The organism is Novosphingobium cyanobacteriorum, assembly GCF_029436685.1.
Lineage (GTDB): Bacteria > Pseudomonadota > Alphaproteobacteria > Sphingomonadales > Sphingomonadaceae > Novosphingobium > Novosphingobium cyanobacteriorum.
This window is the reverse complement of sequence record NZ_JAROCY010000004.1, coordinates 198950-222500: the sequence shown is the minus strand read 5'-3', so window position 1 is coordinate 222500 and position 23551 is coordinate 198950. Positions and strand designations below refer to the sequence as shown.

Annotated in this window: 21 protein-coding genes (1 of these 21 only partly in view); 10 read left to right on the top strand and 11 right to left on the bottom strand. The window is 65.7% G+C overall.

What is annotated here, in order from left to right:
* The 3 genes in view from POM99_RS05935 to POM99_RS05925 are tightly spaced (at most 25 nt apart) and all read left to right on the top strand, a layout consistent with a single transcriptional unit that may run on beyond the window.
* On the top strand, positions 1-422 hold the 3' portion of the coding sequence (locus POM99_RS05935) for a glycosyltransferase family A protein (RefSeq protein WP_277275937.1). 604 nt of this gene lie to the left of the window's left edge; only the last 422 of its 1026 coding nucleotides appear in the window; its start codon lies beyond the left edge, outside the window; its stop codon occupies positions 420-422.
* A 5-nt stretch (positions 423-427) separates the two neighbouring features.
* Positions 428-1999: an oligosaccharide flippase family protein gene (locus tag POM99_RS05930; RefSeq protein ID WP_277275936.1), complete on the top strand. Its 1572-nt coding sequence runs from the start codon at positions 428-430 to the stop codon at positions 1997-1999.
* A 25-nt stretch (positions 2000-2024) separates the two neighbouring features.
* Positions 2025-2954 (top strand): retroviral-like aspartic protease family protein, encoded by a 930-nt coding sequence (locus tag POM99_RS05925; RefSeq protein ID WP_277275935.1) that lies wholly within the window; start codon positions 2025-2027, stop codon positions 2952-2954.
* 19 nt (positions 2955-2973) lie between these two features.
* On the opposite strand, the gene POM99_RS05920 is transcribed toward POM99_RS05925, so the two are convergent.
* Positions 2974-3288, bottom strand: coding sequence for a hypothetical protein (locus POM99_RS05920; RefSeq protein ID WP_277275934.1), 315 nt, complete (start codon positions 3286-3288; stop codon positions 2974-2976).
* 134 nt (positions 3289-3422) lie between these two features.
* Here POM99_RS05920 and POM99_RS05915 point away from each other — a divergent pair, with 134 nt between their 5' ends.
* Positions 3423-5243 carry an ABCB family ABC transporter ATP-binding protein/permease gene (locus POM99_RS05915; protein ID WP_277275933.1) on the top strand — a complete coding sequence of 607 codons (1821 nt, stop codon included), beginning with the start codon at positions 3423-3425 and terminating at the stop codon, positions 5241-5243.
* Between the two features lie 118 nt (positions 5244-5361).
* Here POM99_RS05915 and POM99_RS05910 read toward each other — a convergent pair whose 3' ends face one another.
* From POM99_RS05910 to POM99_RS05890, 5 genes are all read right to left on the bottom strand, one after another.
* A complete protein-coding gene (locus POM99_RS05910; protein WP_277275932.1) occupies positions 5362-5565 on the bottom strand; it encodes a DUF1737 domain-containing protein in 204 nt (67 codons plus the stop codon).
* A 9-nt stretch (positions 5566-5574) separates the two neighbouring features.
* Entirely contained in the window at positions 5575-5979 is a 405-nt protein-coding gene (locus tag POM99_RS05905; RefSeq protein WP_438822988.1) for a GFA family protein, read from the bottom strand.
* Between the two features lie 53 nt (positions 5980-6032).
* On the bottom strand, positions 6033-7334 hold the full coding sequence (gene hslU / locus POM99_RS05900; RefSeq protein ID WP_277275930.1) for an ATP-dependent protease ATPase subunit HslU: 1302 nt from the start codon (positions 7332-7334) through the stop codon (positions 6033-6035).
* A 146-nt stretch (positions 7335-7480) separates the two neighbouring features.
* Entirely contained in the window at positions 7481-8038 is a 558-nt protein-coding gene (gene hslV / locus POM99_RS05895; RefSeq protein ID WP_039333452.1) for an ATP-dependent protease subunit HslV, read from the bottom strand.
* 396 nt (positions 8039-8434) lie between these two features.
* Positions 8435-8944, bottom strand: a complete 510-nt coding sequence (locus POM99_RS05890) for an outer membrane protein assembly factor BamE (protein ID WP_277275929.1) — start codon at positions 8942-8944, stop codon at positions 8435-8437.
* Between the two features lie 204 nt (positions 8945-9148).
* On the opposite strand from POM99_RS05890, the gene POM99_RS05885 reads away from it, so the two are divergent.
* The 6 genes from POM99_RS05885 (at position 9149) to POM99_RS05860 (ending at position 16896) form a co-directional block, all read left to right on the top strand.
* A complete protein-coding gene (locus POM99_RS05885) occupies positions 9149-9664 on the top strand; it encodes a ubiquinol-cytochrome C chaperone family protein (protein ID WP_277275928.1) in 516 nt (171 codons plus the stop codon).
* A complete protein-coding gene (locus POM99_RS05880) occupies positions 9661-10167 on the top strand; it encodes a YceD family protein (protein ID WP_277275927.1) in 507 nt (168 codons plus the stop codon). Before POM99_RS05885 ends, POM99_RS05880 begins: the two co-directional genes overlap by 4 nt.
* 6 nt (positions 10168-10173) lie before the next feature.
* Entirely contained in the window at positions 10174-11634 is a 1461-nt protein-coding gene (locus POM99_RS05875; RefSeq protein WP_277275926.1) for an MATE family efflux transporter, read from the top strand.
* Positions 11635-11809: 175 nt separating this feature from the next.
* The gene (locus tag POM99_RS05870) at positions 11810-12898 is read left to right on the top strand and encodes a hypothetical protein (RefSeq protein WP_277275925.1); all 1089 of its coding nucleotides are present in this window, start codon (positions 11810-11812) and stop codon (positions 12896-12898) included.
* Positions 12899-13277: 379 nt separating this feature from the next.
* On the top strand, positions 13278-15443 hold the full coding sequence (locus POM99_RS05865; protein WP_277275924.1) for a TonB-dependent receptor: 2166 nt from the start codon (positions 13278-13280) through the stop codon (positions 15441-15443).
* Positions 15430-16896, top strand: coding sequence for a PepSY domain-containing protein (locus POM99_RS05860; RefSeq protein ID WP_277275923.1), 1467 nt, complete (start codon positions 15430-15432; stop codon positions 16894-16896). The genes POM99_RS05865 and POM99_RS05860 overlap by 14 nt, the downstream gene beginning before the upstream one ends.
* 185 nt (positions 16897-17081) lie before the next feature.
* Here the strand turns inward: POM99_RS05860 and POM99_RS05855 are convergent, their stop codons facing one another.
* From POM99_RS05855 to POM99_RS05835, 5 genes are all read right to left on the bottom strand, one after another.
* Complete coding sequence (locus tag POM99_RS05855; RefSeq protein WP_277275997.1) at positions 17082-18821, bottom strand: ATP-binding protein; 1740 nt, start codon at positions 18819-18821, stop codon at positions 17082-17084.
* 81 nt (positions 18822-18902) lie between these two features.
* A complete protein-coding gene (locus tag POM99_RS05850; protein WP_277275996.1) occupies positions 18903-19622 on the bottom strand; it encodes a TIGR02186 family protein in 720 nt (239 codons plus the stop codon).
* Between the two features lie 50 nt (positions 19623-19672).
* Positions 19673-20587: a sulfite exporter TauE/SafE family protein gene (locus POM99_RS05845; RefSeq protein ID WP_277275922.1), complete on the bottom strand. Its 915-nt coding sequence runs from the start codon at positions 20585-20587 to the stop codon at positions 19673-19675.
* A gap of 62 nt (positions 20588-20649) precedes the next feature.
* The gene (locus POM99_RS05840; protein WP_277275921.1) at positions 20650-21843 is read right to left on the bottom strand and encodes a hypothetical protein; all 1194 of its coding nucleotides are present in this window, start codon (positions 21841-21843) and stop codon (positions 20650-20652) included.
* Positions 21843-23546, bottom strand: a complete 1704-nt coding sequence (locus tag POM99_RS05835) for a glycosyl transferase family protein (protein ID WP_277275920.1) — start codon at positions 23544-23546, stop codon at positions 21843-21845. Before POM99_RS05835 ends, POM99_RS05840 begins: the two co-directional genes overlap by 1 nt.
* Positions 23547-23551: the final 5 nt, after the last annotated feature.

Here is a 23551-nt window from a genome sequence, read left to right as displayed (position 1 = left end):
GCGGCCATGCCGCCTATGTCGACAAGGTGCTGGGCGAATATCGCGTGCGCGCTGGCAGCGCCTCGGCCAATGGCGGGCGCATGCTGGTCGGCAATATCCGCGTCTATGAAAAGGTGCTCACCGCCCTGCCCGTTGACGCGCCCGAAGCCGCCCTGGTCCGTCGCCTGATTGCCGAATCGCGAGAAGCATTGGCGCTCGAACACGCGATCGACCGCATCGTCGATGGCGATACCAGGCGCGGCCTGGCAGAACTGCGCGCGGCCCGGCGGCTGCTGACCGGGCGGGTCTGGGCGCTGTCCTTCGCGCTGTGGCAGGTGATGCCGGCGCTGGCCAAGCCCATGCTGCGCTGGCGGCGACAGGCGCACACCCGCGGTGCATCGCGCGGCGCGGTGATGCCCAGCATGTTCGAAACGGAAGGCTGAACACGATGGATACGCCTTCCCCCGCCGCCGCAGCCGGGCCGGCGCCCACGTCGCTGGCGCCGGCCCCAGTCATGTCCGTGCGTACCGCCGCCGCCTGGGCGCTGGTCTCGCAATACACGTCCTTTGCCATCCAGTTCGCCACCAGCGTGGTGCTGGCGCGGTGGTTCATCACCCCGGCGCAGCTCGGCCTCTTCTCCATAGCCTTTGCCGCCGTGACGATCGTCGCCTTCCTGCAGGACTTCGGCGTGACCCGCTATATCAATGGCGAGCGCGAGCTGACGCCCGAAAAGCTGCACACCGCCTTCACCATCTCGGTGCTGTTCGCCTGGGGCATCGCGCTGCTGGCCATCGCCGCCGCCGTTCCTGTGGCACACTTCTATCGCGATCCGGCGCTTCTGCCGGTCACGCTGGTCGTCGCCTGCTCCTATCTGCTGGTGCCGCTGTCGATCGTGCCGCAAGCCACCTGCCAGCGGCGCATGGACTACAGGTCCAACACCATGATCGAGGTCGGCTCCTCGGTGTGCAACGCCGCCGCCGCCGTCACCTTCGCCGTGCTCGGCCATGGGGCGCTGGCGCTGGCGTGGGGCGCATTTGCGCAGCAGGGCGCACGGCTTGTGATCAGCCAGTGGCGTACCGGGCTGATGCTTCCCTGGCCGCTGCGCCTGCGCGATGCGGGGCCGGTGCTGCAGCTGGGCGGTACCAATTCGGTGCAGGCGGTGTGCAATTCGGTCACCGCCCGCGCGCCTGAACTGGTCATCGGCCGATTGATAGACAGCGCCGCCGTCGGCCTCTTCGCCCGTGCCTCGGGCCTTGCTCTGCAATTGCGCATGCTGGTGGCGGGTGCGGTGACGGGCGTGTTCTACCCCGCCTTCCGCCGTGTGCGCGATAGCGGTGATCCGCTCGGCCCGCCTTACCTGCGCGTAGTCGCGGCCTATACCGGCGTCACCTGGCCTGCGATGGCGGGCATCGCCGTTCTGGCCGAACCGCTCGTGTCCACGCTTTATGGCCCGCGCTGGCTGGCCGCCGCGCCGCTGCTGTGGTGGATCGCGCTGTCGCAGCTCTGCTATGTCGCGCTGCCGCTCAACGCGGACCTGCCGCTGCTGCTGGGCCGGATGAAGGGCCTGCTCCACCGCAACCTTGCCGAAACCGTGGCCTCGGTGGTGCTACTCGCGCTCGCCGCGCCGTTTGGCCTCGCGTGGGTAGCGGCCAGCCGGCTTGCCCATGGGGTGCTGTGGGTCGTGGTCTATGCTCCCTTCATGCGCGAGATGCTCGGCTTCTCGTGGCGTGATCTTGCGTCGGTCTGGCTGCGCAGCGCAGCGGTCACCGTGGCCGCCGTTGCGCCGCTGCTGCTGTCCTATGCGCTGTGGGCGCCCGCCGCGCGCAGCGGCCTGGCGCAGAACGCGCTGATGGTGTTCGCCGGCGTGGCCCTGTGGCTCGCCATGTTGCGCATTGTGCGCCATCCGCTCTTTGCCGAGATCACAGGCATGCTGGCGGAAATCGCCACCACCGTGCCCTTCCTGCGTGGGCTGCCGTTCCTTCGGCATTCCGCCATGGCGCAGGGCGCGGCAAAGGCGTAAGGTTTCCCATCTGGGAGAACACGCCATGGCCATCCACCCGCTGATCGCCGCCGCCGCTGCAAGCCTGTCCGCGGTGGCTCCAGCCATCGCCAGCCTGCCGATCGCCGTTGCGCAGCAGGGCGCGCCCGATGCCGCCGCGGTCGATGTCCTGTCCACCCGCACCGACGCGCATGACCGGATGACCGTGCCCGTGCGCATCGGCGCCAAGGGGCCTTTCGCGTTCCTGATCGATACCGGCGCGGAACGCACCGTGCTCTCGCGCGATGTCGCCACCCGGCTCGGCCTTGCGCCCAGCGGTCAGGCGCTGATCGTGGGCGTGGCGGGCGAACAGCAGGTCGATCTGGTCGATGTGGAGGAGATCAACCTCGGCCGCCGCAGCTTCTATGGCCTAACCGCGCCGCTGCTTGACGATGCGCATATCGGTGCCGATGGCATCGTCGGGCTCGACAGCCTGCAGGGCCAGCGGGTGCTGCTCGATTTTGACCGCAACCGCATGGCCATCGGCGATGCCGAGATGCTGGGTGGCAATGGCGGGTTCGATATCGTCGTCACCGCGCGCCGCCGCTCGGGCCAGCTGATCATGACCAACGCGATCATCGATGGCGTGCGCACCGATGTCGTGATCGATACGGGGTCCGACACGTCCATCGGCAACCGCGCCCTGCAAAGGCAGCTCGCCCGCAGGCACAAGCAGCAGACCACGCAGCTGATGTCCGTCACCGGCCAGGCGATCACCGCCGATCTTGGCATCGCGCGTGAACTAAAGTTCGGCAGCGTCACCGTCAGCAACACGATGATCGCCTTCGCCGATGCGCCGCCGTTCGAACGGCTCGGCATGGTCAAGCGCCCCGCCCTGCTCCTCGGCATGGACCAGCTGCGCCTGTTCCACCGCGTGGCGATAGACTTCGCCGCCAAACGCATCCTCTTCGACCTGCCGGACAACGTTCTGCTCTAGGCCTTAAACCGGCAAGGGCTCAACGGACTGCCTTCGGGCCATCCGGCAAAGATGTAAGGTAGTTTGAGATTGCATTCGCGGTCGCCGCCGCCGCGTTTGGGTCTGCGTCACCCAAACCTATGTGCTCGGTCGCTATGTCGACAAGATAAGCTGCAACCTCGTCCCTTGAACGGCCGTTACAAAGCTGGCTGACAACCTGCAGGAGATAGCTGTCGTACTCGTCGGCGCAATCAGCACCGTACCGGCCATTTCCGTCTGCCAGACCGATCGGGTCCCACATGTTCCACACTATCTCGCGCAGGCGGGATGGCTGAAACTCTGGGTAGAATGTCATGCGCTCAACGTAGCATGGCAGCCACGATCTACAATTGCCGTCCGGACAGAGCCAAGCCAATCCCCAAACCCTTCTTCGCCCCTGCAAACATCTCCCCACTGGCGGATCGGCGTAAAATGCCTATCTGCAACGCCATGCCCCCCGATACCGCCACCCGCGATCCTGCCGCCCGCCACGATGGCTGGAACACCCTGCGCCGCTTCCTGCCCTACCTGTGGCCGCATGATAATCCGGCGCTGCGCTGGCGCATCATCGCCGCCTGCGGGCTGATCCTGATTTCCACCGGCATCCAGCTGGCGCTGCCTTATGCCCTGAAGTGGGCGGTCGACGCGATGAACGTTACCGGGCCCAAGCCGCTGGTCTTTGTCATGCTGGTCGTGCTCGCTTACGCTGCGGGCCGCTTCGGTGGCGTGGCGTTCGACAACCTGCGCAACATCGTGTTCGAACGCGTCGGCCAGGACGCCACGCGCGCATTGGCGGAAAACGTCTTCGCCCGCCTGCACCGCCTCAGCATGCGCTTCCACCTCGCCCGGCGCACGGGTGAGGTGACCAAGGTGATCGAGCGCGGCACCAAGAGCATCGACACGATGCTCTATTTCATGCTGTTCAACATTGCGCCCACGGTGCTTCAGCTCATCGTCGTCGCGGTGATCTTCCAGCTGAACTTCGGCTGGGGCCTCGTCGCCGCCACGGGGCTCGCGGTCGTCGCCTATATCTGGGTCACGCGCGCGATCACCGAATGGCGCACGCACCTGCGCGAACGGATGAACCGGCTCGATGGCCAGGCCCTCGCCCGCGCTGTGGATTCGCTGCTGAATTACGAGACGGTGAAGTATTTCGGGGCCGAGGCGCGCGAAGAAGCCCGCTATGCCGCCGCCACCCGCGCCTATGCCGAAGCTGCGGTGAAAAGCGAGAACAGCCTCGGCCTTCTCAACATCGCGCAGGCCCTGGTGGTCAACCTGCTGATGGCGGGGGCCCTGGCCTACACCGTGTGGGGCTGGGCCAAGGGTGAATACACCGCCGGCCAGCTCGTCTTCGTGCAGACCTACCTCACCCAGCTGTTCCGCCCGCTCGACATGCTCGGCATGGTCTATCGCACCATCCGCCAGGGCCTGATCGATATGGCCGAGATGTTCCGCCTGATCGACACGCAGGTGGAAGTGGCCGATGCCCCCGGCGCGCCAGCGCTGGTGGTGCGCCAGCCGTCGATCGTCTTTGACAACGTGGTCTTCGGCTATGACCCTGATCGCACCATCCTCCATGGCCTCTCTTTCGAAGTGTCCGCAGGCAGCCGCGTCGCAATCGTCGGCCCCTCCGGCGCGGGCAAGTCCACCATCGCGCGCCTGCTGTTCCGCTTCTACGATCCGCTTTCGGGCCGCATCCTCATCGACGGGCAGGATATCGCACAGGTCACGCAGGCCTCCCTGCGCGCCGTCATCGGCATCGTTCCGCAGGATTCGGTGCTGTTCAACGACACCATCGGCTACAACATCGCCTATGGCCGTGAAGGCGCGACCGCCGAAGACGTCGCCGCGGCGGCAAAGGGCGCATCCATCGCCGATTTCATCGCCCGCCTGCCGCAGGGCCTCGATACCGAAGTCGGCGAACGCGGGCTGAAGCTTTCGGGCGGGGAAAAGCAGCGCGTCGCCATTGCCCGCACGCTTGTGAAGAACCCGCCGATCCTGCTGTTCGACGAAGCCACCAGCGCCTTGGACACACGCACAGAGCAGGACATCCTCGGCACCATGCGCGCCGTCGCCAGCCACCGCACCACCTTGTCGATCGCGCACCGCCTATCGACCATCGCGGATTCCGACACGATCCTCGTGCTCGACCAGGGCCGCCTCGCCGAACAGGGCAGCCACGCCGACCTGCTCCGCCGCGACGGCCTCTACGCCGAAATGTGGGCTCGCCAGGCCGCCGAAAGCGACTCTTTCAGCGAAGCGGCGGAGTAGCCCCCGCAGGCAATTGCCCCCACCCCCTCCCCGCCGGGGAGGGGCAGCAAGACTTGCCGAACCGCAGGTCCGCTAGTCGCAGCGGGGTGGGGCTCGACGCTCGCGGTGATGCCCGCCCTCACTTCACCACATCGGCCTCGTGCCACACCACCGCCTGCGCCACCTTCACGCAGTCCATCCCGCCGTCATAGGTGATCGATGGCGAGCCATAGAGCCGCCACCCCTGCGCCAGCGCCTCCGTCACGCGCTCGCAAAAGGCACGGTCATCCTTGCCGGTCAGCAGGCGATAGATCGGGCGGTCTTCGGGTGTCTGGTAGGTCATCCCGGTTGCTTACTCCTCACCAGGAAAACGCGCAAACTCGGGCAAGGTGTGTTGGCCTGCCATCCAGCTGATGCGCTCCGCTGTCTGGATATGGACTTGGGCCGGCAATTGGTCGGGATCATCCAGCGTGGCTGACTGCACATCAACGATTCCCGGCAGTGTCTCGGCATTGGTGAAAAACAGACCGGTGCCGCATCTCGGGCAGAAGCTGCGCATCGATGCGCCTGACGAGTTACACGTGGTCACCTCGCCTTGCGTCACAACGAACTGGTCTTCCCTGAACATCGCCCAAGAGACCATCGGCGCGCCCGCGCTCTTGCGGCAATCGCTGCAATGGCAAAGCGCGACGTGCATAGGGGCCCCGTCCACTCTGTATCGCACCGCGCCGCAATGACACCCGCCCGCAAGTACCATGGTCACTCTCCCAACGAGTCGATCTATGGAACATGGCAGGAACATTGCCGATCCTACAAGATATACTTGCTCAAATCCGCGTTCGCCGCCAGCCCGCCCAGCTTCTCGGCGACATAGGCCTCGTCCACCGTCACCGTGGTCCCCACGCGGTCCTCGGCGTCGAAGCTCACTTCTTCCAGCAGCTTTTCCATCACCGTCTGCAGCCGCCGCGCGCCGATGTTCTCCACGCTTTCGTTCACCTGCGCCGCGGTGCGGGCGATGGCGCGGATGGCTTCGGGCGTGAAGTCCAGCGTCACCTGCTCGGTGCCGATCAGCGCGCAATACTGTTCCACCAGGTTCGCCCGCGTTTCCGAAAGGATGCGCACGAAGTCGTCCTCGCTCAGCGCCTTCAGCTCCACCCGGATCGGCAGCCGGCCCTGCAGTTCGGGCAGCATGTCGCTCGGCTTGGCCACATGGAACGCGCCGCTGGCGATGAACAGCACGTGGTCGGTCTTCATCGGGCCATACTTGGTGGCCACCGTCGTCCCTTCGATCAGCGGCAGTAGGTCACGCTGCACGCCCTCGCGGCTCACCGATCCGCCGCGCACGTCGCTCACCGCGATCTTGTCGATCTCGTCCAGGAACACGATGCCGTTGGTCTCGGCGTTCTTCAGCGCCTCACGCGCCACGTCGTCCTGGTCCATCCGCTTTTCGGACTCCTCGTCCACCAGCTTGTCCCAGGCATCGGCCACGCGCATCTTGCGCCGCTTCAACGCCTGCTTGCCAAACGCCTTGCCCATCATGTCGGACAGGTTGATCATGCCGATGCCGCCGCCCATGCCGGGGATCTCCATCGGCATGGAGGGCGCATCCTCCACCTCGATCTCAACCTCGACATCGTTCATCGAACCGTCGGACAGGCGCTGCTTGAAGCTCTCGCGCGTCGCCTCGCTCGCGCCATCGCCCACCAGCGCCTTCAGCAGGCGATCCATCGCCGCCTTGCTCGCGGCATCGCGCACCGCACCGCGCCGGCGCTCCTTCTCCAGCCGGATCGCCTCCTCGGCCAGGTCGCGGGCGATCTGCTCCACATCGCGGCCGACATAGCCGACCTCGGTGAACTTGGTCGCCTCCACCTTCACGAACGGCGCATCGGCCAGCTTGGCCAGCCGGCGGCTGATCTCGGTCTTGCCGCAGCCCGTCGGCCCGATCATCAGGATGTTCTTGGGAGAAACCTCGTCGCGCAGCTCGGGGCTCAGCTTCTGCCGCCGCCAGCGGTTGCGCAGCGCCACTGCCACCGCCTTCTTGGCGGCGGTCTGCCCCACGATATGCTCGTCCAGCGCGCGGACAATGGCCTTGGGCGTAAGGGAATCGTTCATCGTTTCTCTCTTCTCCCCTCCGCTTGCACGAAGGGCGTTGAGTCCACTCTTCTCCCCTCCCGCCTGCGGGAGGGGTCGGGGGAGGGCATGTTGGGGAATGCCGCGAACAGGCCCTCCCCTGACCCCTCCCGCAGGCGGGAGGGGGACTAGATCTCCTCGACCGTCACCCGGTCGTTGGTGAACACGCAGACTTCCGCCGCCACCTGCATCGCCCGGCGGGCGATCTTCTCGGCGTCGTCCTCATAGTCGGTCAGTGCCCGCGCCGCGGCGAGCGCATAGTTCCCGCCCGATCCGATCGCCGCAATGCCGCCTTCGGGCTCCAGCACGTCGCCATTGCCCGTCAGGATCAGCATCGTTTCCGCATCGGCCACGATCATCAGCGCTTCCAGGTTGCGCAGGTACTTGTCGGTGCGCCAGTCCTTGGCCAGCTCCACCGCCGCGCGCATCAGCTGCCCACGATGCTGCTCCAGCTTGCGCTCCAGCCGCTCGAACAGCGTGAACGCATCCGCCGTCGCGCCCGCGAACCCGGCGATGACCTTGCCATCACCTATCCGCCGCACCTTGCGCGCATTGGGCTTCATCACCGTGTTGCCCATGGAAACCTGGCCATCGCCCGCAATCACGGTCCGGCCGTTCTTCTTGACCCCGATAATGGTGGTCCCGTGCCACTGGATCAGGCCGTGGCTGGCCCTGCTATCGTCCATGCCCGGCATATGGGAACCCGCCGGCGCGTTGCAAGGAGGCTAAGCGCCTCCTCAGTTCGTCGCCGTTTTTCCGCAGGACAAATGGCGAGGGGGACCGCCTGCGAAGCGGGAGGCGGAGTGGTCGGGAAGAAATCCGTTTCGCGCGAAGACGCGAAGACGCAAAAACGTGAGAAAGCTCCGCAGACAACGTTCTGCGGCAACAACGCTGCTTTGCCGGAAGCGACGACAGGGCCACTGGTCGCTTCCTCTTCGCGGGTTCGCGTCTTTACGCGAAACCGACGGCGCAACCCTGCCTGCATCCCTCCGCGTCCTCTGCGCCATCTGCGCGAACCAAAAACAAAAAAGGGCGACCCGCAAAGGCCGCCCCCTTCAAACCCAGACCTCGAAAGCCCGCAATCAGCTCCCGTTCGGCCCCGTGCCCGCAGGCCCGCCCTGGTTGGTCGCGCCCGGCACCGCGCCCACGGCGCCGATGTTGCCGAACAGGTCTTCGAAGAAGCTGCGGTCGCGGCCCAGCGTCGGGGTCTTGTGGCCGTCGGGGTTGATCCGCGCCACGTGCTCCATGCCGCCGCGCTGGATGGCGGCCACGTTGCCGGCGGGGTCAAAGTCGATCTTCATGATCACTTCGTTGCTGGTGCGTGGCCGGGTGAACGGCTTCTGCTTGGTGTCGATCGACACGTAATACCAGCTCTGCTTGCCGAACTGGCTCTTGAACGTGGGCTGGCCCAGCGATCGTTCCACCGAAACGCGGTTGTCCACGCCCGGCTGCACCGAATCGGTCAGCGCCGGATCGATCAGGTAGCCGCGGTGGTCGCGGATGCTGGAACAGCCCGCCGCCAGCACCGCCAGCGTCAGAGCAAGGCCACTCCGCCCGATCCGCCCGTCAATCCGCATTCCAAACTCCGCCATGCTCAAGGGCCATCACGAAAGGCCATCGTCGCCGGATGCCCGCGCGGGCCGTTTGCCTTCCCGCGCCTTCACCCTATATCGCCACTGCCTTAGGGGCATCGCCGCGCCACCGCAATGCCGGCTGCGCGCGCGATGCCCCGTGGCGATGGATTACCGCTATTGAATGCCTCCTGAACAGGGGGCGGTGAAAGGAATGCCTCGGCCATGTCGCTGCTGACCCGCCTTTTCGGTGCCCGCAAGGATGACCGCGATGTCGCCCGCCCGCTGTGGTATCGCGTGGTGGAGATCGCCCGCGAAAAGGAATGGTACCGCGATTGCGGCGTGGCCGACACCGTCGCAGGGCGCTTCGATGCGGTCACCCTGGTCCTCTCCATCGTGCTGCTGCGCATGGAGCGCGAGCCGGAGCTGATCGAGCCGTCCGTGCGTCTGACCGAACTGTTCGTGGAAGACATGGACGGCCAGCTGCGCGAATCCGGCGTGGGTGATGTGATCGTGGGCAAGCATGTGGGCAAGCTGATGGGCACGCTCGGCGGCCGCCTCGGCGCCTATCGCGATGCGCTCGATGCCGGGGAACAGGCGCTGGCCGAGGCTGTCGGGCGCAATGTCACGTTGGTCGAAGGGGCCGATCCGCTGGTCGTCGCGCGCCGCGCCCGTGCATTTGCCGCCGGGCTCGCGCTCGTGCCAGCCTTCCGCGTGCTCGATGGGGAGATCGGCCGGTGAGCGAGTTCTCCCGCATCGTCGACGTGCGCCACATCGTGGCCGATCCCGTGGTGCTCGTGCCTGACGAGGCCGAGTGCCGCCGCCTGGCCGGCCGCTTCGGCATTTCCGCGATTGACGAAATGCGCGCCGAAGTACGCCTTGTGCGGGAAGGCGATGCGGTCACCGCCACCGGCCGGCTCACCGCCGCCATTGTCCAGCCCTGCGCCATTTCGGGCGAGGACTTCCCGGTGAAGATCGACGAGCCGGTGAACCTGCGCTTCGTCCACCCCGCCGCCGCCCATGTGGACGAGGAGCTGGAAATCACCGCCGAAGATTGCGACGAGATCGAATACGAAGGCGTCACCCTCGATCTGGGCGAGGCGATCGCCCAGACCCTCGCGCTTGCCATCGATCCCTTTGCCGAAGGGCCCGAGGCGGACCGCGCGCGGGCAGAGCACAACCTTGCGGGCGATCCCTCGTCCGGCCCCTTCGCCGCGCTCGCCGCACTGAAGAAACAGGGCTGACCGGGGGTGGACGCACCGGCTTCAGCCGCACCTCGGTCGCACCATCGCGATCTCACCAAGGGTCCGATCCTGCGCACGCTGCTGGTCTTTTCCGCACCCACGCTTGCGTCCAACATCCTCCAGTCGCTCAACGGCTCGGTCAATTCCGTGTGGGTGGGCCAGCTGCTGGGGGAAAGCGCGCTCGCCGCCACGGCCAATGCCAATGTGGTGATGTTCCTGGTCTTCGCTGCGGTATTCGGCTTCGGCATGGCCGCCACGGTCAAGGTCGGGCAGGCCTTCGGCGCGGGCAATGTCGATGCCGCACGGCGCACCTTCGGCTCGGCCATCGGCTTCTGCGTCGGCCTGTCGATGGTGGTGGCCGCCGCCGGTTGGCTGGGGGCCCCGGCGCTGCTGCGGGCGATGTCCACGCCGGGCGACGTGTTCGGATTCGCGCTCGCCTACCTGCGGGTGATCTTCGTCGCCATGCCTGCCTCGATGATCACGGTCATGCTCGGCATGGGCCTGCGTGGCGCGGGCGATGCGCAGACGAGCTTGCGTTTCATGATCCTCTCGGTCGTGCTCGATGTCGCGCTCAACCCGCTGCTCATCGCCGGCATCGGCCCCTTCCCGCGCCTCGGCATCGCCGGGGCCGCGCTCGCCACTGCGCTTGCCAGCTATGTCTCGATGATCGCGCTGGTGCTCTATGTCTATGCCCGCAACCTGCCGCTGCGGTTGCGCGGGGCAGAGCTGCACTACCTGATCCCCGCGCGGGCCGAGCTGCGCTACATCGTCACCAAGGGCCTGCCGATGGGCGCGCAGATGCTGCTGATCTCGATGGCGGGGATCATCATGATCGGCCTGGTCAACCGCGAAGGCGCGCTGGTCAGCGCCGCCTATGGCGCCAGCCTTCAGGTATGGACCTACCTGCAGATGCCCGCCATGGCCATTTCCGCCGCGCTCAGCGCCATGGCCGCGCAGGCGATCGGCGCCGGGCTGTCTGGCCGGCTGGGCCAGATCACCCGCGCCGGCCTGATCCTCAACACCGCGATCACCGGCGCGATGACCCTGCTGCTGCTCGCCTTCGATCGCCCGGTGCTCGAACTCTTCCTCGGCCAGGGCAGCCCCTCGGTCGATCTCGCCCGCCACATCCAGTTCATCGCCAGTTGGAGCTTCGTGCTCTTCGGCGTCACCATCGTCCTGTTCGGCACGATGCGCGCGGGTGGCGTGGTGATTGCGCCGCTGGTGGTGCTGGCCATCGCGATGTACCCGGGCCGCATCGGTTTTTACTGGCTCGCCCACCCCACCTTGGGGGCTGACGCGATCTGGCTGGCCTTCCCCATCGGCTCGCTCATCGCCGCCACTCTCGCCACCGTCGCCTACCGCCGCCCCGGCTGGCGCGAAAAGGCCCGCGCGGTCGACGAGGACGAATGCGCCGAGGAAACCCGCGCCGACGGCGACTGCGCCGGAAGGATGAGTCCCAGTCTGTAGTTGCGGCACCGGCCCGCTCCCCCGCCCGGCCACCCACATCGTACAATTCCGTTGGGTGGCCGGGCGGGGGAGCGGGCCGGTGCCGCAAGCCTGGGGAGGACGCCTCTCTCGCGCATCCAACAAACTTGACTCTCCCCCGCCCCCTGCGCTCCATGTCCCCAGGGGGACTGCACATATGACCGACAGCACCGGCGGCGCCATGCCGCGCAAGCTCTATGACGCCGCCGTCAGCGCCATGCACGATGGCGATCACGGCGCAGCGCAGGCTATCCTGCGTGATCTGTTCCGCGATTGGCAGGCCGATCCCGTCGCAATGCCTTCCGCGCTCGCCGCCGATATCCTCACCACCCTCGCCGTCAGCCAGCGCGAGAGCGGCGATACGGGCGACGCGCTGGAAACGTTCGCGCAGGTTCCCGCGCTTTTTGCCCACGATGCCGATCCCGATGCCCGCCGCCTTGCCGCTCTGGCTGATCTGCTGGCGGCCCGGCTCACCTATGAACAGGGCGATCCGCAAAGCACGCATGCCCTGCTCGATGGCATGACCATGCGCACCATGATGGAGGATTCCCCCTCCATCCGCGCCCTGTTCGATGAAGGCATGGCCCAGATGCGCGCCATCGAACGCACGCACGATCTGCCCGAAACCACGCCCGCCGCCCCAGCCGAAACCGGGCCCGAGCCTGATGCCCCCCCTTTCAAGTATGAAAAGGTCGAAAGCCTGGTAGAACCCAGGCCGCACAGCTGGGAACTGGGCGATTTCTCGCTGTTCATCACCCGTGGCGCCACGCAGCACAGCCTGCCCTATGGCGAAATCGCCCGCCTCACGCTGCGCTTCGCCCCATCCTGGCAGAAGCCCCGGCGCTATACCGCCGAAGTCCGCACCCGCAGCGGCGCCACCTTCGGCATCGACAGCTGCAGCTTTCAGGGCGTCGGCCAGTTCGAAGACCGCAGCTTCAACTATGCCCTGCTGGTCCGTGGCCTCGCCCTGCGCCTGCGTGATGCTGCCACGGCCACCCCCGCACAGGCGGCCGAAATCGTCGGCGGCGTCTCCCCGCTGCGCTATGCCGCGTCGGTCCTGATCGGCGGCTTTGTCGCGCTCGTGGTCCTGCTCACCCTTTTCGTCGGCGGCCCGCTGATCGTGTTGGTCAAGCTCGCCCTCATCGTCGTCGCCATCCCCCGCCTCTTCCGCTGGCTCCGCCACAACCGCCCGCGCAAAGGCACGTTCACAGAACTGCCCCCCGGCACCGTCCCACCCCTCGCCTGACCCCTCCTCGCCCCCCACCCGCCTTCGTCAGGATAGCGCCGCTCCGCGCACTCCCGCGCTGTTACCAAAAAACTGCTCACCGGCGCTTCGCGTCCAGCCCGATCCAGGCCCTCGTTTCCTGATCTCAGATATGCCTATGGACTTTTGATCTGACGATTTATCGTTTGTTCGCGTGTTACCGCTTGAAATATGGCCACCGCACTGGCCGTCCGGTGGTGAGCCAGTGCCTGGCTGAAATGCTAAATCGCCTGTGGTTGCGGAACTGCAAGCTGTTGTAACGCCGATGTAACCTGCGACTTATTCGCCGGTTACGGTATAAAACTGGCACTGGCACTGAGGCGCCCTAACCACCGTTTGATCCAGATCTTTGGGGGTTAGTATGAAATTCACTGTGCGGACGCTTGCACTGGTCGGGTGGACAATCACGGCAATGTGGGCTGAAACAGACGCGCGCGCGGTCGAAGCGGACGATCCTCAGAACAACGACATACTTGTGGTGGGCAGGCCGCAGGCCGCACTGATGGAGCCGGCGTCGACCGGAAGCCGCCTTGGTCTGACACCGCTGGAAACCCCCGCCACCGTCTCGATCGTCGATGGCGACGAACTGCGCGCACGAGGGGATCTGACTATCGTAGATGCGGTCACCCGCGCGCCAGGTATCAGCAGTTCTGCAAACCCCGGCAATGGCGGAACCGCGCTTGTCGTGCGCGGCTTCAGCGGACAAGGTTCAGTCCTACAGCTCTATGACGGCATTCGTCTCTTTCCGGTTGCAGGTACGATCACCTTTCCGGCAGATCCGTTCAACGTGGGCCGGGTCGAGGTGCTGAACGGTCCGTCGTCTGTGCTCTACGGGCAAGGTGCACTTGGCGGCGCAGTCAATGTGATCACCAAGAGACCGAACACCACGAGAACCGAGGTTGACGGTGAAGCCAGCTATGGTGCGCAGAACAGCTGGCATGTTGCGGCGGGTGCGGGTGGGCCACTAGGCAACACGCTTTCTTACCGAGCCGATGGCAGTTACCGTCGATCCGACGGCTATGTCGATCGGGGAGAGTCCAGCAGCTATGCCCTGTCGGCAGCCTTGCGTTTTGCTCCCTCGGAAACGTTCTCGCTCACGCTGCGCGACGATTATGCAAACCAGCGGCCGATCGGGTATTTCGGCACGCCGCTAATCAACGGCAAGCTCGACACGACCATCCGGCGCCGCAACTACAATGTCGCTGACTCGAACCTGCATTATCGCGACAATCGCTTAATCCTGACTGCGGAATGGTCTCCGTCGGCGGACATCAGCCTGTCCAACATCGCTTACTGGCTCACCAGTAAGCGCCTGTTCAAGAATCTTGAAAGCTATTGCTGGATCGGTGCCAACGGCGACTGTCCCAATGGCTACAATGGCACGTCTGGCACCCCCGGAACGATCTACCGCACCGACAATCTGGTCATCTTTCACGATCAGGCACAGATTGGTGACCAAGGCAGCATCAAGTGGGGCAGTTCCTTGGGCGGCATCCGCAATGACATGGTCATCGGGTTCGATGTCAACAGGGTCAATCTGACCTACTCGAACAACTTCAGCTCGGATCTGCAAGAGGATTTCGTTAATCCGCAGACGTTCAATCCAGGGCAGTTCTTGGATACTCAGGGTATTGGGCCGCGATTCCGAACGCGCACCACCGAATACAGCCTCTTTATCGAAGACCGGTTGCGCTTCAGCGACCAGCTTTCGATCGTCGTCGGCCTCCGTGACGAGCACGACCGGGTCTATCGCCAGAACATCGACTCCGCGGGCGTTATCGGTCCGCGACTCTTCACCAAAACGCTACACAATACGACCTGGCGGATTGGCACAGTTTACCAGCCGACCGCGACCGTGTCTCTCTATGGACAGTATTCAACGGGCACCGATCCGCTCGGCACGCTGACCACCTACTCCGGTTCACAGACCCAGTTCAGCAATGCCACCGGCAATCAGGTTGAAATCGGGGCCAAGGCCAGCTTCCTTGGCGGCCGGGGAACGGCCTCGATCGCGGCCTATCGCATCGTCAAGCAGGGCTTGCTGTCACAGCGGACCGCGACCAGCCCGATCGAGCAGGTCGGCCAGCGCTCGTCAAAAGGTCTCGAGGCTTCGATCACGCTTGATCTGCCGCTGGGCATCGGCATCGATGCGAATGGCGCCCTTCTCGATGCGCGTTTTGACGACTTCGTCAGCGGCACCAACATCTACACCGGAAAGACGCCACCGGGCGTTCCAGAGGAGTCAGCCAATGTTTGGCTGCGCTGGGATGCGGCGAAACACGTCCAAGTGCGGGCCGGACTTCGCTATGTTGGCCGCACCTATTCCGACAATGCCAATGCCTTCCGCGTACCCGCATATGCCGTCATCGATGCGGGACTGAGCCATGCCGTGACCAACAATGTCGCGATGGACCTTCGGGTGTACAACCTTTTCGACAAGGATTATGCCACCACCACCTACAATGACGAACAATGGATCCTCGGCCGTCCGCGCTCGCTTGTTCTTACGGTTCGTGTCCACCTCTGACATGCTTGGCGGCGCACTTGCCCATCATCTCAGGCGCTGGCTCTTTCTGGTTCACCGCTGGATCGGCATCGTCACCTGCCTGCTCTTCACGATCTGGCTCCTTTCTGGCCTGGTCATGATCTATGTTCCCTTCCCGTCGCTCAGCAAGGCAGAACGGCTTGCGGGGCAAACACCGATCAACTGGTCTGCCGTGCGGGTGTCGGCGGAGGCAGCGCGTCGAGGTGCAGGTGGCGAACCCGTGCGCAGCCTGACTTTGGAAATGCGCGATCGCGCGCCGGTCTGGCAGATCGAAACCTGGAACGCTCGCCTGCTGTCAATTTCCGCCGTGTCGGGCCAAGGTCTGGCTGAAACCAATGTTTCTTCGGCGCGCAGGATTGCCGGCGATTTCGGCCATAGAGCCGTTCGCGCGATCATCGCGGTCGATCGCGATCAATGGACCGTCGCCGGCAACTTCGATCGCCACCGGCCACTGTGGAAGGCCGCACTGGCCGGCGATGGTGGTCGGGTACTGTATGTCTCGTCGCAGACCGGCGAAGTGGTGCTCGATACCAATGCGAACGAACGGTTCTGGAACTGGTTGGGATCGGTACCGCACTGGATCTACCCCACGGTGCTGCGGCAGAACAATCTGCTCTGGCGGCAAGTGGTGATGTGGGTGTCTGGCCCCTGCATTATCGGCGCGATAACCGGCTTGTGGATCGGCTTGCTAAGGCTGCGCGCGGGACGCCGCCGCTACAGCGCCAGACGGATCACACCTTATCGCGGCTGGATGAAATGGCATCACATCGCAGGACTTGCTGGTGGTACCTTCCTTACAACGTGGATTTTCAGTGGCTGGCTGTCGGTCGACCCCGGACGGCTTTTCGCCAGCCCGGGGCTCAGTCGCACTTCCCAGATCAGCTATGCGGGAGTCGACAAGCCACTGACACTCGCACTGAGTGCGCTGGAACGGACTTCCGCGGGGGCTAAGCAGGTCCGCATCCGCTGGAGCCTTGGTGCACCACAGGTAGTGATTGAACATGGTGCGAAGCAGGCCATCGTCTTGAATGGCAACACACTCACACAGTGGCAGACAGATCGCGCAGCCGTCTTGCAGCGCGCTGGGCAGCTTGTGCCCGAGGGGCAGATCGTCGCAGTCGATCGCCTGGACGCACCGGACGCCTATTGGTACGAAACGGATGGCCAACCCCTGCTCCCCGTCATGCGCGTACGCTATGATGATTCGGCGCGAAGCTGGGTCTATATCGACCCGGCGAGTGGTGCGATCGTTGGCGAGACTGACAGCCGGCGCCGTGTCTATCGTTGGGCGTTCGACCTGCTTCACAAATGGGATATGAATGGCCTGACCCAGGCACGACCAGCCTGGGATCTTGTTCTGTGGCTGATGTCGCTGGCAGGCCTCGTCATCGCATTGAGTGGCGTCGTGATCGGCTGGCGGCGCTTGAATCGCTAGACTTTTCGCAATCGCTCCATAGGCATGCCTCGATCACGCCGGGTCTTGGCTAATGCTTAAGCAGAATCAGGCGCGTCGGAGTCAGCAGTCCGCTCCCGGCGATTGGTCGAAAGTCCGCTTCTGCCGGGGACTGAACGTCAAGGAGCCGCTTGCTAACGGCCGCAATAGCCCAAACTAGGCCCGCCTCACCGGCTTTGCGCGCGCCACCTCTGCACGGTGCGTTCCACGGCCAGTTCCTCGCCGCCGGCCTTGCTCCAAAGCTGGCTGAAACTGGGGTCGGCGCTGGCGGGGCGCAGGGGCTTTTCCAGTTCGTCGAACGAAACGCGGATGGGGATGGACACGCCTTCGCCGCAGATGATGCATTCGCGGTTGCGCAGCGCCGGGATGGAGTCGAGGAACCCGCGCGCGCCCTCGGGCATCGCCGCCTTCACGAAGCTCTGGTCGCGTTCGTTGTTCAGGCGCATGGCGATGATCGTGCCGCACTGGCTCAGCACGCCTTCGGCCAGGTCTGACGGGCGCTGCGTGATCAGGCCCAGGCTCACGCCGTACTTGCGCCCTTCCTTGGCGATGCGCGAAAGGATGCGGCCGACCGAGCTGCCGTCGGAGTTCTTCTCGTTGGGCACATACCGGTGCGCTTCCTCGCATACCAGCAGCACGGGGCGGGTTTCCTCGTCGCGCGCCCAGATCGCGTGGTCAAAGACCAGGCGGCTAAGCACGGCGACAACGGTGCTGGTGATCTCGCTCGGCACGCCGGACACGTCGATGATGCTGATCGGCTTCCCGTTGGCGGGCAGGCGGAACACCTTGGCCAGGAACTCGCTCATCGTATCGCCCACCAGCATGCCGCTGAACATGAACTGGTATCGCGGATCTCCTTTGATCTCCTCGATCTTGGTCTTGATCCGCATATAGGGCACGGAATTGGTGCCCTTCTCCAGCTTGCCCATCTCGTTCTGCAAGATGTTGGTCAGGTCCGACAGCAGATAGGGGATCGGCGAATCCACGGTGATCTTGCCGATCGCCTCGGCCAGCCGGTTGCGCTGGCGCGCGGCAAGCAGGCACTTGGCCAGGATGTCGGCATCCACCTGCCGGTCGGTCCCGCTGCTGGTCAGGAACACCTCGCAGTGCTCCTCGAAGTTCATCAGCCAGTATGGCATCTGCAGGTTCGATACGTCGAGTATCTGGCCGATGGTGCTGAAGGCCTGCATGTATTCGCCATGCGGGTCGATCATCACGATGTGGCCTTCCGGGGAAAGCTCGCAGATGCGGTGCAGGATCAGCGACGCGCTGGTCGATTTGCCGGTGCCGGTCGATCCCAGCAGCGCAAAGTGCTTGCCCAGCAGCGCGTCGACATAAAGCCCGGCGCGGATGTCGCGCGTGGGGAACACGGTGCCCACGGTGATGTTGGTGCGCCCGTCGCTGGCATAGATCTGGCGAAGGTCGCTGCTGGTCGCCGGGTAGATGTATGACCCCGGCACCGGATAGCGCGTCACGCCGCGGCGGAAGCCATAGATCTTGCCAGTCAGGCGCTCTTCCTCGCCTTCGCCCAGGAAGTCCACCTGCGCGATGATGCTGCCCGCGCCGTCGCTCTTGGCGGCCTGGCGCTGCGTGCGCACGCTGGCCAGCAGCCAGGCATTGCCCACGCGGATCTTGATCTGGCTGCCCACCTGGCCCGAAAGCGAAATGCTCGGGTCGGCATCGGCCATGCATTCTTCCAGCCGCTTCAGGTCCAGCGCGATGGTGCTGCCCGATCCCGCCACGTCGATCACCACGCCCAGCGGCTGGCGCGCATTGGCAGATGCCTCGCGCACTGGGGATGCTTGGGGAGCAGCCGGCTCGGCCACCGGCGGTACGTGCCCGGGCGCGACATCGGCCGCCGTAGCGGGATGACGGCCCGCAAAGCCCTGGCTGCTCATGTCCGACATCGTCACGAAACCCCTCGCCGCAAAGGCACTTTCACACCCATGCGGTTAATCGCCCAAGGTTAAGATCGTGCTAAACGAGCGTCATACGAGCGCGAAGAGCCGCCCAGCAATCCACCCCATCGCCACCGACAGCAGCACCGCAAAAAGCCCATAGATCAGCCCGTTGCGCTGGGCGTTCACCGCCACGAAGCGTTCGAAGCCTTCCTTGGTCACTTCCACCCGCGTCACCGCGCTCGCCACCACCTTGCCCCGGCGCACGGCAAAGGTCTCGGCGGTATAGGTCCCGGTCTGCACGCTGGATGGCAGCGATATGCGCGCCTGGTAGAGCACCTGCTCGCGGATCTGCACCCCGCCCTCGTTCTGCTGGTACAGCCCCTGCCGCTTCATCAGATCCACCAGCCCGGCGGAAAAGCGCTGCTGCAGCTTCGGCTCGATCACCCCGATCGGTGACAGCTGCAGCCAGTCTAGCCCCAGTTCATAGATCGCCGCAGTCTTGTCGTCGACGATCTGGCGGATCGGGCGATTGCTGGCGATGGCGAAGAAGCTGGGCGCTGATCGGAACTCGCTCGCCTGCGCGTTCACCCACACGCCAGCCACCTTCTGCTTTTCGCGCACCACGATCGATCGCACCGGCCCTTCCAGCACCACCACGATGTCATAGTCCCCCGCCGCGCGCGATCCTTCCGGTGACAGGATCGCGCCGAACAACAACAGGTCCGCCCCGGTAAACCCCTGTCGTACCTGGATTTCATGCTGCGAGATTTCCGGCACCAGAATCGGGTCCCGCGCCCCACCCAGCATCACCAACGCAAGAACGGCAAGAACAATCCGCCAAGCCGCGCCTGCACCGGTCACAGTGACACCACGGTGTAAATCTCATCCGGCCGCCAGCCCAGCCCCAGCGCCATGCGCACCGCCACCCCCAGCACGATCGCCGCCAGAATCAGGCGCAGCTGCTCGGGCCGCGCCTTCTGCGCAAACTGCGCCCCCACCTGCGCGCCAGATACCGATCCGATCAGCAGCAGCACCGCCAGCACGATGTCCACCGCTCGCGTGGTCAGCGCGTGCATCATCGTTGTCGCCATCGTCACGAACAGGATCTGGAACAGGCTGGTGCCCACCACCACGCCCGCGCCCATGCCCAGGATATAGAGCATTGCCGGCACCAGGATGAACCCGCCGCCTATGCCCATCAGCATGGTTAGGATGCCCGTGGCCGTGCCAAGCAGCAGCGGCGCCAGCGGGCTGATATACAGGCCCGAGCGATAGAACCGATAGCGGAACGGCAGGCTGGCGATCAGCGGATGGTGGCGCCGCTTGCGCGCGGGCACCGGCACGCCTCGCCTGTGCGCACGCAGCGCGGTCAGCGATTCCTGCGCCATCAGTCCGCCAATCCCGCCCAACAGCACCACATAGAGGATGTTGATCACCGTATCGATCTGCCCCAGCGCCTGCAGCAGCCGGAAAAGCAGCGCGCCAAGTCCGGTCCCGATCACGCCGCCGGCCACCAGCACCGCGCCCATCTGGTAATCGATGCCGCCGCGCCGGGCGTGCGCAAACGCGCCGGAAACGCTGGCCCCGGTCACCTGGCTTGCTGCCGAAGCCGCCGCCACCGTGGGCGGCACGCCATAGAAAATCAGCAGCGGCGTGGTCAGGAACCCGCCGCCCACGCCGAACATGCCCGAAAGCAGGCCGGTCAGGGCCCCGAGCCCCACGATCACGAGCCCGTTGACCGAAAGGTTGGCGATGGGGAGGTACACATCCATCCTGTCCCAAGGCTAACGCCCCAAGCCCGCAAAGCAACCCCGCACGGGGTTTCACACCTCCCTCAAAACCCCGCCGCCACCGTCAGCGCCGGGCCAGAGCCCGGCTGCGCCTGCCCCGCCACGCGAAAGCGCCAGTCCAGCGCCACGCGCGATCCCACACCTGCCACCTTGGCGCGCATGGTCAGGCGCGGGCCGATGTCCAGCCGCGCCGCACCACGCTGCCCGCCGCTCCATGCGCCCGCGCCAACGCGCAATTCGGCACCGCGCAGCACCACGCCGTCCGGTGCCTCCGCCAGCCGCCGGTCCATCACCGCCTGCAGGTCGAAGAACGCGGTGGCGTCATGTCCGCCAACCCAGCCGGCCTGCGCATAGCCGTCCACTTCCGCGCCGGCGGGCAACCGCCCGGTCAGCCCGCCCACCAGCGCCAGCGCCGGGGCCACCCGCGCCTGGCCGGCACCCTGCCGCACCCGCGCCTCGGCCAGCACCTGCACCGGCACGCGCGCCAGCGGCCGCACGGCCAAGCCCAGCGCCGCCTCGCGGTCGCGGAATGGTCCGCCCACGGTACCGCTCAACCGGCCATAGACCTGTGGTTTCACCCGTGATCCCGGAACCAGTGAATAGCGCGCCACCACGCCCCACTGGCTGCCACCATAGGCGCCCGCGCCAATGCCCGGTCTTTGCGACGATATGCCCTCTGGCCCATCGTGCCGCAGCACGAACCACCCGTCCGCGCTCCACCGCCCCGCATCGGAACTGCGGGCACGCTTCGTGTTATCGCCACGCCGGACGAATGGACCGGCGGGCGCATCCAGGCCGGCCGTGGTGTCCGCTGCGTCATCAGCCACCCCAGCTGGGTGTTCATCCGGCCCGTCACGCAGCACTGGTCCAGGTCCTTCTGCCAGGCCGGCAAGGTCCGGTCCGGCCCGCCCGCAGGCGCGCATCCCCGGATCCCGACCGTTCAGCAGCAATCCGGGCACGGGCGTTTCAGCGCCTGCCACCCCGCGCCATGGCCCGGTCCGGGTCGGCACAACCTTTGGCAACCGGTCGGTGGCCTGTTGCGCCGGTGCCGTCGGCCGACGCGGCGCATCCTGCTGCACCGCGCCGCTGCCACCCGCAACCGCATCGCCCCCGGCATGGCCATCGATCGCTGTGCCGATCCACACGCCGCGCACGCCAATCCACGCAGTCAGCAGCAGCCCCAGTGCCAGCACCGGCTGGCCGGGGCGGCGGCTGCGGAGTATCGTCTGATCGGGCATCAGGGACAGAGGCCAAGGCTTTCACCGCTCACGCCTGGCTGCACCTCCCCGGATATCGCGGCGTGCGTCCGGTGGGCCGGCTCTTGCTCTTGGCGAAACCGCCCGAATTCCTTCAGCCACCGCTCGTGCTTGGCAAGGCGCCGCGTGCCGTCTTCCGCCGCCAGCGCTTCGGCCGCCGGGTGGCGTGTATGCACCGTGTGTTCCCACTTCACCTTGCCGTTGCGCAGGCTGACCAGGTACGCCACCATCGCCCGGCGCCCGGCCATGATCGCGATCACGTTGGCCACCGGCATGCGGATCACCGACATTATTCCCTGCACCAGGCCATATTCGCGCGTGGTAAAGGCCACCCGCCAAGCAACCCGCCACCCAAGCGCGGCAAAGTTCACCTTCAGCAGCGCCTGCAGCAACGGCGCGATCGGCTGCGGCTGATACAGCCCGCCCCATTCAGCCAGCGCAAGCAGCGGCCAGATGGCAATCAGCAGGTAAGCACAGGCCAGCACGACCGCGGTGAACGGCCCACGCCGGTCACGCAGGCGCATCCACAGTTCGGCCAGCGGTTGCTGGCTGCCGCGCCAGCGCCAGCCCATACGGTCCCACCCCTGGAGCGCAATGCCGTGTTGCCAGCGCGTCTTCTGTCGCACCGCCGCAGCCAGCCGGCCGGGAAAGAACTCGCGAGTGGCCACCAGCGACCCGTCGCTGTCGCGCGCCCGCACAAATCGCGCCACCCCGCCGATCTCCTCGATCAGCAGCCCGCATTCATAGTCCTCGGTCAGGCATTCGGCGGCAAAGGGTTCGGCTGCCCCGCGTTCACGCGTGATCTGGTCCACTGTCTCTCGGCGAAATGCGCAGCCGACTCCCGCGGCGGGCAGACCGGTGCCCAGCCAATCGCGCACCACCATCGCCTTGCCATGGCTTTCGGCAAATTCGTCGCAGTAATGCCCGGCAATCCATGGGCTGCTGTCCTGCGGCTCCGCCCGCACCGGCAACTGCACGAAGTCCGCATCGTCCAGCGTCGCATCCATCAGGGCCAGCGCAGCCGGATGCACCATATCTTCCGCATCGTGCAGGATCACGCTGCGCGCACGGCCCATCCGGCGCTCGTCCTCGCACAGTGCTTGGTACAGCCGGTTCAGGCAGTCCGCCTTTGTCGTCGGACCGTCACGATTCACGATCACGATGCGGATGCGGTGATCGCCATGTGCCGCCGCAATCATCGCGGTCAACGTCGCCGGATCGTTGCGATAACAGCCGGCATAGATGCGCAGTTCCGCCTGTGGCCAGGATTTCAGGGCATGGCGCAGCATCGAACTCACCACCGCCGCCTCGCGCCATGCTGGAACCAGCACCGCCGCCAGGCCGCGCAAGGGGGCTGCGCCGTCGAATCCGCCATCGGCAAAGGCAGGATGGTCGAACGGCGCTGGTTCGCGAACCCAGCGTGGGGGATGTCCTGCGGCCAGTGGCACCGTGCGCGCCACCTCGCGGGCTTTGACTCCGGCCTGCGCCAGAATCGCGCGCGGCTGAAGGCGCAGGGTCTGCACCCGCGCGGTCAGCCGGAGCCACAGATACAGCACGTCGACAGCGAATTCGTCGATGGCACCGATCGCGAACCACACCGCCGCAAACAGCAGAAGTTCGTGTTCGATTCGCCCGAGCCACTCGAACGCCGCTGCCGACCAGAACAGATTGCCGGACCAGATCATACTTT

Bases quoted from the DNA above. Each gene is read 5' to 3' on its own strand.
- POM99_RS05930 (WP_277275936.1), top strand. From the start codon at position 428: ATGGATACGCCTTCCCCCGCCGCCGCAGCCGGGCCGGCGCCCACGTCG.
- POM99_RS05925 (WP_277275935.1), top strand. From the start codon at position 2,025: ATGGCCATCCACCCGCTGATCGCCGCCGCCGCTGCAAGCCTGTCCGCG.
- POM99_RS05920 (WP_277275934.1), bottom strand. From the start codon at position 3,288: ATGACATTCTACCCAGAGTTTCAGCCATCCCGCCTGCGCGAGATAGTG.
- POM99_RS05915 (WP_277275933.1), top strand. From the start codon at position 3,423: ATGCCCCCCGATACCGCCACCCGCGATCCTGCCGCCCGCCACGATGGC.
- POM99_RS05910 (WP_277275932.1), bottom strand. From the start codon at position 5,565: ATGACCTACCAGACACCCGAAGACCGCCCGATCTATCGCCTGCTGACC.
- POM99_RS05905 (WP_438822988.1), bottom strand. From the start codon at position 5,979: ATGGTACTTGCGGGCGGGTGTCATTGCGGCGCGGTGCGATACAGAGTG.
- hslU (WP_277275930.1), bottom strand. From the start codon at position 7,334: ATGAACGATTCCCTTACGCCCAAGGCCATTGTCCGCGCGCTGGACGAG.
- hslV (WP_039333452.1), bottom strand. From the start codon at position 8,038: ATGGACGATAGCAGGGCCAGCCACGGCCTGATCCAGTGGCACGGGACC.
- POM99_RS05890 (WP_277275929.1), bottom strand. From the start codon at position 8,944: ATGGCGGAGTTTGGAATGCGGATTGACGGGCGGATCGGGCGGAGTGGC.
- POM99_RS05885 (WP_277275928.1), top strand. From the start codon at position 9,149: ATGTCGCTGCTGACCCGCCTTTTCGGTGCCCGCAAGGATGACCGCGAT.
- POM99_RS05870 (WP_277275925.1), top strand. From the start codon at position 11,810: ATGACCGACAGCACCGGCGGCGCCATGCCGCGCAAGCTCTATGACGCC.
- POM99_RS05865 (WP_277275924.1), top strand. From the start codon at position 13,278: ATGAAATTCACTGTGCGGACGCTTGCACTGGTCGGGTGGACAATCACG.
- POM99_RS05855 (WP_277275997.1), bottom strand. From the start codon at position 18,821: ATGTCGGACATGAGCAGCCAGGGCTTTGCGGGCCGTCATCCCGCTACG.
- POM99_RS05850 (WP_277275996.1), bottom strand. From the start codon at position 19,622: ATGCTGGGTGGGGCGCGGGACCCGATTCTGGTGCCGGAAATCTCGCAG.
- POM99_RS05845 (WP_277275922.1), bottom strand. From the start codon at position 20,587: ATGGATGTGTACCTCCCCATCGCCAACCTTTCGGTCAACGGGCTCGTG.
- POM99_RS05840 (WP_277275921.1), bottom strand. From the start codon at position 21,843: ATGCCCGATCAGACGATACTCCGCAGCCGCCGCCCCGGCCAGCCGGTG.
- POM99_RS05835 (WP_277275920.1), bottom strand. From the start codon at position 23,546: ATGATCTGGTCCGGCAATCTGTTCTGGTCGGCAGCGGCGTTCGAGTGG.